This is a genomic window from Faecalibacterium sp. Marseille-P9312 (genome assembly GCF_902497445.1).
Taxonomy (GTDB): Bacteria; Bacillota; Clostridia; order Oscillospirales; family Ruminococcaceae; genus Faecalibacterium; species Faecalibacterium longum.
Map to the genome: position 1 here is coordinate 78,307 of NZ_CABVEW010000008.1, position 13,001 is coordinate 91,307.

At 56.8% G+C, this 13,001-nt stretch carries 14 protein-coding genes and 3 tRNA genes; 6 read left to right on the plus strand and 11 right to left on the minus strand.

Features of this window, described 5'->3' with window-relative positions:
- Position 1: 1 nt before the first annotated feature.
- Both F3G95_RS07900 and F3G95_RS07905 read left to right on the plus strand, forming a co-directional pair.
- Entirely contained in the window at positions 2–190 is a 189-nt protein-coding gene (locus F3G95_RS07900; RefSeq protein WP_149794530.1) for a hypothetical protein, read from the plus strand.
- A gap of 13 nt (positions 191–203) precedes the next feature.
- Positions 204–1,514, plus strand: a complete 1,311-nt coding sequence (locus F3G95_RS07905) for a cell envelope biogenesis protein TolA (RefSeq protein ID WP_149794531.1) — start codon at positions 204–206, stop codon at positions 1,512–1,514.
- A gap of 131 nt (positions 1,515–1,645) precedes the next feature.
- Here the strand turns inward: F3G95_RS07905 and F3G95_RS07910 are convergent.
- The 4 genes from F3G95_RS07910 to F3G95_RS07925 form a co-directional block, all read right to left on the minus strand.
- Positions 1,646–1,722, minus strand: a tRNA-His gene (locus F3G95_RS07910).
- Between the two features lie 8 nt (positions 1,723–1,730).
- A tRNA-Arg gene (locus tag F3G95_RS07915) sits at positions 1,731–1,804 on the minus strand.
- A gap of 135 nt (positions 1,805–1,939) precedes the next feature.
- Positions 1,940–2,479 carry a phosphatase PAP2 family protein gene (locus tag F3G95_RS07920; protein ID WP_149794532.1) on the minus strand — a complete coding sequence of 180 codons (540 nt, stop codon included), beginning with the start codon at positions 2,477–2,479 and terminating at the stop codon, positions 1,940–1,942.
- Between the two features lie 21 nt (positions 2,480–2,500).
- Positions 2,501–3,067 (minus strand): DUF1643 domain-containing protein, encoded by a 567-nt coding sequence (locus F3G95_RS07925; RefSeq protein ID WP_149794533.1) that lies wholly within the window; start codon positions 3,065–3,067, stop codon positions 2,501–2,503.
- 168 nt (positions 3,068–3,235) lie between these two features.
- On the opposite strand from F3G95_RS07925, the gene F3G95_RS07930 reads away from it, so the two are divergent.
- Genes F3G95_RS07930 through F3G95_RS07940 form a run of 3 tightly spaced genes read left to right on the plus strand, consistent with a single transcriptional unit; the run spans position 3,236 to position 7,362 of the window.
- Positions 3,236–5,158 (plus strand): BMP family ABC transporter substrate-binding protein, encoded by a 1,923-nt coding sequence (locus tag F3G95_RS07930; protein WP_149794534.1) that lies wholly within the window; start codon positions 3,236–3,238, stop codon positions 5,156–5,158.
- A gap of 43 nt (positions 5,159–5,201) precedes the next feature.
- Positions 5,202–5,840: a metallophosphoesterase family protein gene (locus F3G95_RS07935; protein ID WP_149794535.1), complete on the plus strand. Its 639-nt coding sequence runs from the start codon at positions 5,202–5,204 to the stop codon at positions 5,838–5,840.
- A 25-nt stretch (positions 5,841–5,865) separates the two neighbouring features.
- A complete protein-coding gene (locus F3G95_RS07940; RefSeq protein ID WP_149794536.1) occupies positions 5,866–7,362 on the plus strand; it encodes a carboxypeptidase M32 in 1,497 nt (498 codons plus the stop codon).
- 59 nt (positions 7,363–7,421) lie between these two features.
- On the opposite strand, the gene F3G95_RS07945 is transcribed toward F3G95_RS07940, so the two are convergent.
- Both F3G95_RS07945 and F3G95_RS07950 read right to left on the minus strand, forming a co-directional pair.
- Positions 7,422–7,724: a DUF6465 family protein gene (locus tag F3G95_RS07945; protein ID WP_149794537.1), complete on the minus strand. Its 303-nt coding sequence runs from the start codon at positions 7,722–7,724 to the stop codon at positions 7,422–7,424.
- Between the two features lie 419 nt (positions 7,725–8,143).
- A complete protein-coding gene (locus F3G95_RS07950) occupies positions 8,144–8,623 on the minus strand; it encodes a hypothetical protein (protein WP_149794538.1) in 480 nt (159 codons plus the stop codon).
- 347 nt (positions 8,624–8,970) lie between these two features.
- Here F3G95_RS07950 and F3G95_RS07955 point away from each other — a divergent pair.
- A tRNA-Leu gene (locus F3G95_RS07955) sits at positions 8,971–9,049 on the plus strand.
- 64 nt (positions 9,050–9,113) lie between these two features.
- Here F3G95_RS07955 and F3G95_RS07960 read toward each other — a convergent pair.
- The 5 genes from F3G95_RS07960 to F3G95_RS07980 all read right to left on the minus strand — a co-directional run bounded on the left by F3G95_RS07960 (position 9,114) and on the right by F3G95_RS07980 (position 12,880).
- Positions 9,114–10,610, minus strand: a complete 1,497-nt coding sequence (locus F3G95_RS07960) for a site-specific integrase (RefSeq protein WP_149794539.1) — start codon at positions 10,608–10,610, stop codon at positions 9,114–9,116.
- A gap of 2 nt (positions 10,611–10,612) precedes the next feature.
- Complete coding sequence (locus tag F3G95_RS07965) at positions 10,613–10,978, minus strand: helix-turn-helix domain-containing protein (protein WP_243130330.1); 366 nt, start codon at positions 10,976–10,978, stop codon at positions 10,613–10,615.
- A gap of 113 nt (positions 10,979–11,091) precedes the next feature.
- Positions 11,092–11,901, minus strand: a complete 810-nt coding sequence (locus F3G95_RS07970; protein ID WP_149794540.1) for a DUF6551 family protein — start codon at positions 11,899–11,901, stop codon at positions 11,092–11,094.
- Positions 11,892–12,566 carry a type II toxin-antitoxin system PemK/MazF family toxin gene (locus tag F3G95_RS07975; RefSeq protein WP_098924522.1) on the minus strand — a complete coding sequence of 225 codons (675 nt, stop codon included), beginning with the start codon at positions 12,564–12,566 and terminating at the stop codon, positions 11,892–11,894. The genes F3G95_RS07970 and F3G95_RS07975 overlap by 10 nt, the downstream gene beginning before the upstream one ends.
- Positions 12,567–12,652: 86 nt before the next feature.
- Positions 12,653–12,880 (minus strand): hypothetical protein, encoded by a 228-nt coding sequence (locus tag F3G95_RS07980; protein ID WP_097775161.1) that lies wholly within the window; start codon positions 12,878–12,880, stop codon positions 12,653–12,655.
- Positions 12,881–13,001: the final 121 nt, after the last annotated feature.

Below are 13,001 nucleotides of genomic sequence, written 5' to 3' on the forward strand. Positions count from 1 at the left end.
CATGGCAAGTGTCACGGGACTTTCGAAGATCGGACTGCCCCATCTGAGCGAGAACATGGACGCGGAGGATGCCCGCGCCATCCGCAACTACTTATACCAGATGCAGGAGCAATTACAATATGTGCTCTGCAATCTGGACGTGGAAAATATGTCGGAGCCGCTGCGCGCCCGGCTGAACAGCATCCAGTGAGAAAGGAGAATTTATGAGCACCGAGAAAAAGAAAGAACAGCAGCTGCTGGAAGATGTGACTGCCCAGCCTGCAGTCCAGTCCTCCTACAGAACGGCGGGACTGAACAGCCGTAAAGAGGTGGAGAATGCACTGACAAATGCGGTGTACACCCCCGGACAGAGCGTCATCGACGCAGCAGCGGACCTGAGAAACTGGCAGCAGAACCGGCCGGGCAAGTATGAGAGCGCCTATCAGGGCCGCATCGAAGACCTCATCGGTCAGCTGCTGGAGCGGAACAGCTTTCAGTACAGCTATGCACAGGACCCGCTCTACCGCCAGTATGCCCAGCAGTACACCCAGAACGCCCGCAACGCCAGCGCGGACGCCGCCGCACAGGCTGCAGCCCTCACCGGCGGCTACGGCTCCAGCTATGCGGCCAGTGTGGCCCAGCAGGCGTACCAGCAGCAGATGGGCGCGCTGAACGACGCCCTGCCGTCCCTCTACCGGCTGGCGTTGGACACCTACAACAGTGAGGGCGACGATGTCGTGACCCGGATCGACCAGCTCAACACGCAGGAGCAGAACGCACAGGCGCAGTATAACGCGGAGCTGTCGGACTATTACAGTCAGCTCGACCGGAAGGGCAGCGCCTACAATGCTGCCTACGAGCAGGACTATGGCCGCTATCAGGACTATCTGGGCCGGCTGGACACCCTGTACGGCTACTATTCCAATCAGGAGCAGCAGGCCATCGCCAAGCGCAAGCAGGCGTTCAATGGTGTGCTGAGCATTCTGGGCGTTATCGGCGACGCGGTGCAGTTGGCCATCACCGGGACCACCGGCATCGGCTCGCTGGTGGGTACGCTGGCCAACACCGGGTATAATATGTATGCCAAAGACCGCGCCTACGCGGCCGAGCGTGCTGACGCTGCGTGGGACCAGCAGATGCAGGAGACCCAGCGGCAGGACAGCCTTGCCCAGCAGAAGTACAAGAACGAGCAGGCGGAGCGGCAGTATCAGGACACCCTGCGCCAGCAGGAGTTCAACAACAATGCGACCAGCGAAAAGCTGAATATCGCCAAGGGCGAATGGGCGCTCAAGCAGTCCAAGGCAGCCCAGAGCGCCCAGCAGGCTGCGGCAAACGCCGGGGCAAAGAGTGCGGGCAGTTCGGGAGGCCCGGGCAGCGGGTCAGTGCTGTCGTCCGGAGGCAGCACCATCGTACCTTACAGCGCCGCCCGTCTCTACCGGCAGGGCAGGAGCGATACGGCTATCCGCAGCGAACTGCTGAAGGAGGGCTACTCCAACGATGAGATCGCCAATATCCTGAAGCAGCTGGGAAGCTGAGAAAGAAAAATGCCAGAGTGCAGAGCACCTTTCGGTGCTCTGCACTCTGGCATTTCACGCTATTTATTTGTTCGGGTCCCACTGACTCTCCACAAAAGAAAAAGTCCGCTGCATTGCAGCGGACTTTTTAGTGGGGTGCCCAGTGGGACTCGAACCCACGGTCTCCAGATCCACAATCTGGCGCGTTAACCGACTACGCTATGGGCACCACATCAATGCGCCCGAAGGGACTCGAACCCCCGGCCCACTGCTTAGAAGGCAGTTGCTCTATCCACCTGAGCTACGGGCGCACGTTGTTATCCCATTGGGTTCTGATATGGTTTGCAGCTGTGAGTCGAAGCACGCTGCGAGAAGTATAATACCATAGCTCCGGGGTTCTGTCAAGAGAAATCTGAAACTTTTTTGCGCTTTTTGCAAAAGGCTTCTCACAGCAGCCACATCCCCACAAAGCCGAACGTAAGCCCGAAGGCTGCGCCTGCCAGCACATCCCGGACGAAGTGCGCCCCAGAAAGCACCCGCAGCAGACAGATGAGGGCGGCGATGGCCAGCATCACGACGCCGACGGCAGGGTAGAAGTAGAGCCACACCATCCCGAGGACGGCGGCACTGAGTGCGTGGCGGGAAGGGCAGGAATTGCCGTGGGTCTCCTTAGATACCAGCGGCACGAAGCCCGGCTGCTCATAAGGGCGGGGAAAGTTGAGCCTCGCCCGCAGGATAGTCCCCAGCCCGAACGCCAGACCCGGAACGAGAATGGCCCGGGCAATGACCTGCATAAAATCAAGAGCGCCGCCGCCCCGTCCGATGGTGAGCATCGTGAACCACCGGAGATTGAGCAGCACCAGAAGCACCGGATAGCAGACGAAAGGCACGAGGGGGAGCCAGCGGTTGAGCAGGATGATGCCCTCCCGCAGGGCGGGATGTCCTTCGAGCCAGTCTGTCAGTCTTTTATATCGTTCCGGTGTCATGCTGTTCCCTCCCTGAGAGATTCATTCAAAACAGGTGTTGAGGTAGTTTTCTACATCGAAAGGCTCCGGCGTGGAGTCCTTGCGCAGGTAGAGGGGATGGTGGGGGTGGCCCTTTTTGCTGCGGGGGCCGAAGGTCACCCAGGGGATGTCCTTTTCCCGCGTCAGGGCAACCATCTCCCGCATCAGGCCGGGCAGATAGTCCCGCTTTTCAATCAGAGTACCCCATGCGGCCCACATGGTGGGCTCGGTCTGGGCCAGCACGGCCTGCAGCCAGCGGAGGTTTTCGTCGCAGAGGGCGCGGTCGGGCGTTTTGTCCATGTCGTTGGGGTTGGTGGCCCGCTGGGGGTAGACGTTGAACATGATCCAGCTGTCGAAGCCGTTGGCGTTGGCCAGACGCTCGACGCTCTTCAGAGTGGGGTCCAGCGCGCCGGGCTGGGCGGTGCTGGGGTTGATGCCGATGCACACCAGCGGGCGGCGGCCCACCCGCCCCAGCACATAGCGGTAGGGCTGGTAGGTGTGGGGCTCGTAGTACCACAGACCGCCGGGATATTCGTCGGCTTCCAGCCGGGGAAGAGTTTCACAAAGCATAGTTTACCTCACAAGAAACGTGTGTTTCTTTTATCGTACCTTAAAATTTGTGCGAAAGCAACACCTTGCGGCGAGAAAGTCTCCCATAATTTCGATTTTCATGCTATACTATCCCTTAGAGGAAAGTATCCCTCTTCGCTTGCTGAAAAAGCAGAAGGAGTTTTGTTTATGATAGAAGATTACCGCAGCGCCCAGCGTGCGGGCCAGCGCGCCTACCGGGCCAATGTGGCCCGGGGGCAGTCGCCCTATCTCGCGGTGCTGGACGACATCCTCACTGATGTGGACATCGTGGCGCAGGAGCCTCTGGGTCTGGTGGACATCCCGGCCGAGAGCATCGTGGGTACCAAGACCGCCGGACGCCACACCGCCTTTGCCTCCAATTTCATGCCTCTTCTGGACGACGACACCGAGTTTGCAGTCAAGTGGTCGAACCTCTGTGACGCCCATCTGGAAGAGGGCATCCACACCCCTATTATTGCCTTCGAATACCTGAACAAATTCTATGTGCAGGAGGGCAATAAGCGTGTTTCCGTCCTCAAATACTATGAGGCCGTGAAAATTCCCGGCACCGTCACCCGGCTCATCCCGGCAAAGAACGACACGCTGGAGAATAAGCTCTATTACGAGTTCCTTGATTTTTACAAGTTTTCCCACATCAACTACGTCAGCTTCTCCCGGTTGGGGGGCTATGCAAAGCTGCAGGCGCTGGCCTGCAAGGCCACGGGCGAGGCGTGGACGGACGACGACCGGCTGAATTTCTCGTCCCTCTACACCATGTTCAGCCAGCAGTTCTATGCGCTGGGCGGCGGCTCACTGGGCCTGACGCCGGGCGACGCACTTTTGGTGTACCTGTCGGTGTACCGTTATGCCGATGCCTGCGAGTCCACCCCGACCAAGGTGCGGGAGAATCTGGCCCGCCTCTGGGACGAGGTGAAAATTCTGGCAGAGCCCCACGCTGTGGAACTGCTGCTGGAGCCGAAGCAAAGCTCGGAGCCGCTGCTGAGCAAGCTGAACATTTTCAGCTCCCGCCCCAGCGAGCTGCGGGTGGTGTTCCTCCACGAGCACAACGCCCAGACCAGCGCATGGGTGCGCGGACAGGACAAGGGCCGTGCCGCGCTGGTGAAAGCTTTCCCGGATAAGCTCTATGTCAGCTGCCGGGAGAATATCAACCCCGAGGTGGACGCAGAGCAGGTGTTGGAAGAGGTAGCCCACGACCACGCGGACATCGTCTTCACCACCAGCGCCCGGATGCACACCGCCTGCCTGAAGGTCGCGGCCCAGCACCCCAAGACCCGCTTTTTGAACTGTTCCCTCAGTGCGCCCCATCCGCTGGTGCGCACCTACTACCCCCGCACCTATGAGGTGACCTATCTGCTGGGAATGCTGGCGGGCATCGTCTCCCACAGCGACAAGGTGGGCTATGTGGCTGCAAACCCGGTGTATGGTGTGCCTGCGGCCATCAATGCCTTTGCCCAGGGCGTGCGTGCCGTCCGGCCCGACAGCCGGGTGGTGCTGCGCTGGGCCTGCCTGTGCGATGCGGCACACCCGCAGGATTTCTCGGACAGGAAAGACGTCGAAGTCTTCTACAGTCAGGACTTCCGGGAGCCGGAAGGAACCTACCGCGATTACGGCCTCTGCCGCCGCCTGCCCGACGGCGTTCTGCAGCCGCTGGGCCTGCCGGAGTGGCGGTGGGGCGTGTTCTTCACCGAGATCGTCCGCTCCGTGTTCGCCGGGACATGGGACAGTGCCCCCGGCGGCAGGGCAATCAACTACTGGTGGGGACTCAAGAGCGGTGCCGAGCGGGTGGAATACCCCACCCGGCTGAACGACGGCACCATGCAGCTGCTCAAGATGGCAGAGCGCCAGCTCTGCGATGGGGAGATACATGTTTTCCCGACCGAGAGCTACAGTCAGGGCCATGCCCTTCACCATGCGGCTTCCGGCATCTATACGCCCAAGGAACTGATGGAGATGGACTGGCTGGAAGAGTGCGTAGAGGGCGAACTGCCCAGCTACGACGAACTGGACGCCAAGACCCGCAGCCTTTTGAACGTCAATGGTCTGGACATCGTAAAGGGAACGCCGCAGTAACAGGCAAAGCCCCAAGGATAGAAAAGAATGGAGCAAAAACATCGTGAAAATACTTGCGATCTCGGATGTGCCGTCCAAACTGCTCTGGGACGAGAGTGTCCACAAGCGGCTGGAAGGCATCGACCTTATCCTCTCCTGCGGTGATCTGCCGAAAAAATATCTCGAATACCTCACGAACTTCACCACCGTCCCCATCCTGTACGTCCACGGCAACCACGACGGCAGTTACAAGGAATCGGAGCCGGGTGGCTGCATCTGTGTGGACGATGCGGTCTATATCTGGAAGGGGCTGCGCATCATGGGTCTGGGCGGGTGCAATCGGTACAACAGGGATGACACCTTCCAGTACACCGAGGCTGAAATGCGGTGGCGCGCCCGGAAGCTCTGGCTCGCGGCCCGGCGGGCGGGCGGTATTGACATCCTGCTGACCCATGCCCCGGCATCCGGCCTCAACGACGGCACCGACAAGGCCCACAAGGGATTTCAGGTGTTCAACGATCTGATGGACCAGTATCAGCCCAAGTGGTTCATCCACGGGCATATGCACCTGAATTATGGGGCAAACCTGCCCCGTGTCTGCACCCGGGGCGGCACGACGGTCATCAACGCCACCGAGCGGTACGAGTTTGAGATACCCGACCCCGTTCAGGTGCCGAAGCGGAAGCTGTTCGGTTGGGGATAAAAATCAAAGAAAAAGGAGAACGACAATGGAGATAGAACGCGCCTTGCAGCAGCTGGAATTGCTGCAAAAGAAGCTGTACGCCTACCACTGTGCGGACAGCTCCCTTTATCTGGACGCCGTGACCACCGCGCCCAGCGATACCTCCGAGGGCAGGGGCGTGGCCATGAGCATTCTTGCCGGGGAGAGCCAGAAGCTGATGACCTGCCCCGAGACGAAAGCGCTGCTGGATGAGCTGAGCGCCCGGGCCGGGGAGCTGGACCTCGTCCACCGCCGCGAAGTGGAGGAGCTGCGCCGCAGCTGTGAGCAGCTGACCCGCATCCCGGCGGACGAATATATGGCCTACAAAGAGCTGTGCAACCGGGCGGACGACGTCTGGCACAAGGCCAAGGCACAGGACGATTTCGCCCTGTTCTGCCCCGTCTTGCAGGAGCTTGTAGACTACAACCGCCGCTTTGCCGGTTATTATGACGCCTCGAAAGCGCCCTATGATGCTCTGCTGAACGAGTATGAGCGCGGCGTGGATAGGAAGATGCTGGACAGCTTCTTTGCGACGCTGCGGGAGGGGCTGGTGCCGCTCATCCACAAAATCGGCGAGAAGCCGCAGATCGACGACAGCTTCCTGCATCAGGAGTACCCGGCAGCACAGCAGAAGGCCTTCGCCGACTATCTGATGGAGGTGATGGGTCTCGACCGCAGCCATTGTGGTCTGGGCGAGACGGAGCATCCCTTCACGCTGGAATTCAACAATAAGGATGTCCGCATCACCACCAACTACGACGAGCACAATGTGGCATCCTCGATGTACTCTGTCCTCCACGAGGGCGGCCATGCTCTGTATGAACTGGGCATCCGGGATGACCTGCAGTACACCTGTCTTGCGGGCGGCGTCTCAATGGGCGTCCACGAGAGCCAGTCCCGTTTCTATGAGAACCTCATTGGCCGGTCGCGGCCCTTCGTGGAAGCAATCTATCCCAAGGTGCAGGAGTTCTTTCCCCGGCAGCTGGGCGGCGTGAGCGCAGAGCAGTTTTACCGCGCTGTCAATAAGGCTCAGCCCAGCCTCATCCGCACCGAGGCCGACGAGCTGACCTACTGCCTCCACGTCATGGTACGGTATGAGATCGAAAAGCAGCTCATCGGCGGCACGCTGGAAGCAAAAGATGTGCCGGCTGTCTGGGCGAAGCTTTATAAGGAATATCTGGGCATCGAGGTGCCGAATGACCGGGATGGCTGTTTACAGGACAGCCACTGGTCGGGCGGCGCGTTCGGCTACTTCCCATCTTACGCGCTGGGCAGTGCCTACGGCGCTCAGATGCTCCGCCGGATGGAGCAGGACGTGGACGTCTGGGGCGCAGCGGCCCGGGGCGACCTCACACCCATCACGGCGTGGCTGCGGGAAAAGGTCCACCAGTACGGCGGGCTGATGGAGCCTGCCGACGTGGTGAAGAACGCCTGCGGCGATTTCAGTGCTGAGGATTATATCCAGTACCTTACCCGAAAGTACACCGAACTGTACGGCTTATAAAAAAGAAAAGGCGTCTGCACAAATGACTGTGCAGACGCCTTTGTTCGTGTTGAGGAACATCACAGCTCCAGCTTGCCGGAGACTTTGTTGATGACATAGTAGGCCATACCCTCTTCAGGCTTGACGTAGACCTTGCAGGACTGGACGCCCACCTTATGGGTGGCGCGGTAGTCGGCCTTTGCGCGCTCGATGACATCGGTGATGTTGTACTGGTTGGTGCCGAACTCGACATAAACCTCCGGGGAGAGCGGGGGACGGCCGCGCCGCTGTGCAGCACCAGAAGATTTGCGCTTCTTCGGCTCTGCCGCAGGAGTCTCAGGAGCAGCGGCCGCTGCGGGGACAGCAGACTTTTTCTCAGACATAGCTTATACCTTCTTTCCTGTATTCCACTGCAAATTGGAAACGTGGATGATTTCCGGGCCGGAAGCTGTATTACCGGTCAGTCCGACCGCTTTCTGTTCGTGCCAACGATTGGAAGCACTATACTTATATAATAGTTATTTCTTTGACGTTTGTAAAGTGTTTTTTGGAAAAAGCATCCCCATATTTCTGCGCCCGGAGCGCTATCGCAAGTCAAGAAATTAGCGCAACACTCAAACAGCATATTTGCGATATGCAATTCAACGTTGTTGCTGTTGCATTAAAAAGTTGAATTGCTATAAATTCTGACAAAAAGGGGGAAAGAATGCCTTGGAAAAAAGAAACTGTCCGGATTTGTGTGCGGCGCAGCGGAGAGAAAAGAAATGCAGCGCGCGGGGAAAAGCAGAAATTTCCGGGGAATTTACCCGGCACAGCAGTCCTCGGCCCGCTTCACGACGGGGGCGAGAAGTTCCTCGTCCCAGTCTTCGGCGAGGACAAAAAGGGCCTGATCAATGACCTCCTGCGCGCGGGTGTCCGGGCGGCCCTGTGCCAGCCGGAATATTGCTGCCAGCAGCCGCAGTTTGAGGGTGCGGATGTTCTCCGGCGCGGCCCAGAGCCGGGCGAGGTCGTAGTTGTCGGTGTTGCCGCAGCGCATGGTGCAGATGGCGCAGTTGGGGGCGACGCGGTGCTTTTCCGTCTCGACGATGTGGTACATCCGGCGCAGTGCGTCTTCGGCAGCGTCCGGGTCTGCAGCCAGCCGGAGACCGGAGGTCAGCACACGGTCAGTGTCCTCGGTCTTCGGCTCGTTGACGGTGGAGCGGGCCAGCCCCACCAGCGCCCCTAACAGTGCGTCGCGCTGGTGCTGGGCGTCGGTAACAGGGGCAGAAAGAAACTGATTCATAGAGAGTACTCCTTTGGGTATGATGTTGTCTCTCTCAGTATACACGCCCGCGGCCCAAAAGGGGAGAGGAAATTTGCAGAAATTTGATGAGTTGTGAGCTGCATCTTGATTTTGGGAGAAAAATCCGCTATAATAACTATGTTAGCTGTAAAATAGAATACGCCGGTGTGTCGGAATGGCAGACGAGGGGGACTCAAAATCCGTTTCGTGTTTTTTCGTGTCCGTGCGAGAAATTCACGAGTGTTCGTTGAATTTTGAAAGCTTGTCGAAGCAGGATTTCTTACATCCCTCCTGAGCATCCCTCCAATCTTCAGAAACCGGTACTAATGTCCCAAAATTGAATATAAGCCGATGTGGCGGAATGGCAGACGCAAACGACTCAAAATCGTTCGGGAAACCATGTGGGTTCGAGTCCCACCATCGGCACTCCATCATAAAACAGCTTAGAATCGAAAGATTTTGGGCTGTTTTTCTTTTTCTGCTCAGTTTCTTATACTTTGGTGTTTTCTGGGAAGATATTGACGATTGCATTCGCCGAGGACACCTTACTGGAGAAATCCAGATGTGTATAAATGTTGCTTGTTGTGCTGATGTCACTGTGACCGAGCCACTCCTGAATCTCCTTCAGGCTCACGCCATTGGCATAGAGCAGACTGGCACAACTATGGCGCAGATCGTGAAAGCGGATACGCTTCATCTGGTGTGCGACCAGAAAATCCGGGAAATGCTGACTCAGAAAGTCGGGCCTAATCCGCTTTCCCATCGGGTCTACATAGATATAGTCAAGATAATCGGTGCAATAGCTTTTGCCGCAGACCTTCCGATTCTGCTCCTGCTCCTTTTTCATTTTATTGAGCATCTGCTCACAGGCAGGGATTAGGGGAAGTGTCCGGCAGCTCGACTTTGTTTTTGTCTTATCTCGTGCGATTTCCGTTACCGTTCCGTTGACCTTTGCGGTCACAACCGTATGCTGAATGCTGATTTTCTTGTTCTCGAAGTCAATGGCATCCCATTTCAAACCAACAATTTCACTGCGCCGCAGCCCATAGAATGCAGCCATGATGACGCCAAACTCCGAAGGGTCACCTTGAATCACCTTGAAAAGTTGCTCCAGTTCTTCACCGCTGTAAATCTCCGACTTGAACTTTTCCTTACGAGGACGTTCAACGCGATCTGCCGGGTTGGAACGGATCATGCCGATTTGAAAAGCATACTGTAAGCATTTGCGGATGTTGGCGTGATAGTGAATGACGGTGTTTGCCGTAAGGCCACAATCCAACTCATGCTGGTAGAAGTCTTGGATGTATTTGGGATGCTGTTCCATATCCTGCAATGTATAGTGGAGCGGTTCAAAATATGGGACGATCTTGTGAACGATTGCTCTTTCATAGCTGGTATAGGTTGTGATTTCCACTCGTGACTTCATCATTTTCAACCAGTCCGTGATGAAGTCGGTGAAAAGTACCGGGGAGTTATCAAGGCAGGGGTCAACTTCTTTGATGGGACTGACCTTCAGCCAATTATTGTCAACGGCATATTGTAGGGCATCGGTCAACTCCTTGTGCCAATCCAGAAGCTGCTGTACACTGGCCTCCTCCTGCTGACGCTCATAGCGGAAGAACGTTTCCAGATCGCGCGGAGAGAGTGCTTTCAAAGACAGCCTCTTCTTTTCAAAGTATGGGACAACTACCCTTCCCAGATCATAAGCATATCTGCCATAGGTTTCGGGCGGAAGGCTCATCACGCTTTCTCGAAGCCAGCGGTTCAGATATTCCGATACCGGCAGGTCGGAAACCTGCTGCATCGTTTCAGGGTTAAACTCTTTTTGTGTTTTACGCAACAGAGATTCAGCTCTTTTTTTGTTTCCTTTAACAGGAAGTCCTGTGCTGATGGATTTGGTTCTGCGCTTTCCATCTGTGTCTTTCCAGCTCAGAATCATCTGATACATACCGTTTTGTTCTCTTAAATGTCCGGCCACATTTGTCATAGTTATGCTCCTTTCTGTTCGCAGCCAAACGTCCTTTGCTTAGGCATCATAAGTTTAGAAGATTCTGGAGTGTTTTGCAAGGATGGCGCAAGGGAGTTTGAAAGGTGCATCCCTCCAAGTTGCCGATCATGATCGAGCAGGTACTCTACCACGCAGAGTTTTGGTATCTTATAGCTGCGTCCTACACGCGCCGAGTGAATCTTATTCTGCTTGACCAGCAGATACGCATTCTTCCGGCAGATGCCAAGCATTTCCTGAAGATGCTCCACCGTCACCACATCCGGGTAGTCCTTGAACATCGTCAGATACCTCTCCGTCTTTCGGTCAGGCTCTTCCTGAATCAAAGTGCAGGCTGCGATCTCGCTCATTCCTGTCCTCTCTTTCTAGTTCAATATGTCAATTATTCAAAAGAAAATACTATATGTAAAGTGCGATGGTCTTTTTCGGGGACCATCGCACTTGCCAAAGGAGATATTTGAGCTTAGAACTTCATCGGCAGTGCGTCTTTCCTGCACTTGCCGTTGTAGGTGGTGTAGATGGGGTAAACGTACCGCCGCCAGCCCGGAAGCTTGGCGGGGTTATCCCGGCTGACACGGTAGAGCTCCATGGGATGGACGCCGCTCAGCGCACGGACAAGCCGCTCCTCGCTGTACTGCCCATGATACAGCTGCACAAAGTACATCACGCCCCGCAGGACAGCCGCCCGGAAGGAATCCGGTCTGCCCTCCCACGCCGCCACGATGTGCCGCAAAGCTTCGCAGTAGATCTCTTCGCCCAGCTGGTCGTACAGCTTCAGCGCCGTGCCCACGCAGCCGATGCGGTAGTCGCTCAGCTGCATACTGTCGTAGTTGAGGGAAAGCCCCGCCCGGTTAGTGGCTGCGACAAACGCCTTGGAAGGCGCATCGCCGCCCACCACCTTGGCGCGCAGCTTGATGCCCGCCGACAGGGGTGCGGCGTGACCGTTCTGCTCGGCAAAGAGCAGGGCTTCCTGCTCCATCGTCAGACCAGTGTAGACCTTGCAGAGGATCGGGCGGTCCTCGCCGCCGTTAAGGAGGATGCAGCCCTCGATGGTGTGCTGCCCGTCCATCACATAGTACCTGCCGTTGCGGAAGCTGACCTTCGGCTCGTTAACGATGTACTCGTTGAAGTCCCTTGCAATCAGCTCCACCCGCTTGCGCTCTACGCCCCGCTGGTAGATCTCGCGGGGATAGATCAGCTTGCTGCTGTGGATGACCATGAGCTGGTACGGCGGGTTGATACCAATGAAAGTATTGTTGTCGTTCAGGCGCATCGCATTTCCTCCTTGATTCTCCAAATGTACTTCTCGGCTTCCTCTAAGATCTCAGCCACCTGCTGCTTACGCTTCGGGACGGTGAGCAGGCTGGGATTGAAGGTGAAGCTGTATTCGAGCCGCTGGATCATGGCATGAACCGCGGATTGCAACTCGGTGTACAGCATCATTTCCTCGATGCTTCCGGCGTTCTCAAAGGACGACCGGATGGGCGTATAGGGGTAAACAGGCGGTTTGCCGTCCACCACCTCAGGCGGCGCGTAAACCGCCGTAGAGCGTCGGATAGGCTCTATCTGCTGGATGCTGCCCATCGGGTTCAGCGCAAGGCTGATGCGAACTGCATCATCCACCCGGCGCATCTCCTCTGGGGTCAGATGCCCCAGATACTTCAGTGCCCGGCTCTTGTCGATGGTGAAGATCTGCTCTGCCTGCACAACGGACGGCATATTCAACCCTGCGTTTTCCAACAGGCAGTGGGTCGGCTGGTTTACTTTCTTTTCCGCCTTGCTTGTCATGGTCGCAACGATCAGGGTCGGAGAGTGATAATTGCCCACGTCATTCTGAAGAATGACCGCTGGGCGGTCACCGTGCTGTTCCGAGCCGGTGCTCGCCCCGAAATGAGTGAAGAAGATGTCTCCGCGTTGGAATTTCCAGTTTTGCTGCAAAATTGTACCTCCATGTTGTTATGTGCAAAGCCCGCCGCCGGATGTTCCGCAGCGGGCTTTGTTCAAGGTATGGTGGTATGGTTGGGTCAGCGGTGCATGACCACATAATCGTAGCCGCGCCGCATCTGGCAGACGGTGCAGGTGTCCATGCTCCGGTCTGGGCTGGGTACAAGCGCAATCTTGAACGCCTTTGCATCCACAAAGTGCCGCAGACAGGTACCGCAGAGGGTTCGGATGGACTTGACCATCTCAGGGGTCAGCTCCATCTCCTCGTAGATCTCCTGCTCGCGCACCGTGGGGTTCAACTCGTCCATAAAAGTGTCCTCCTATGTATCGAAAGTGGATATTCGGGTAAAGAATAAATAAGAATACGTAAAAAACGGGAACTGCCGGATGCGTGGAACGTACCCGACAGTTCCCGGATCAATATGATTA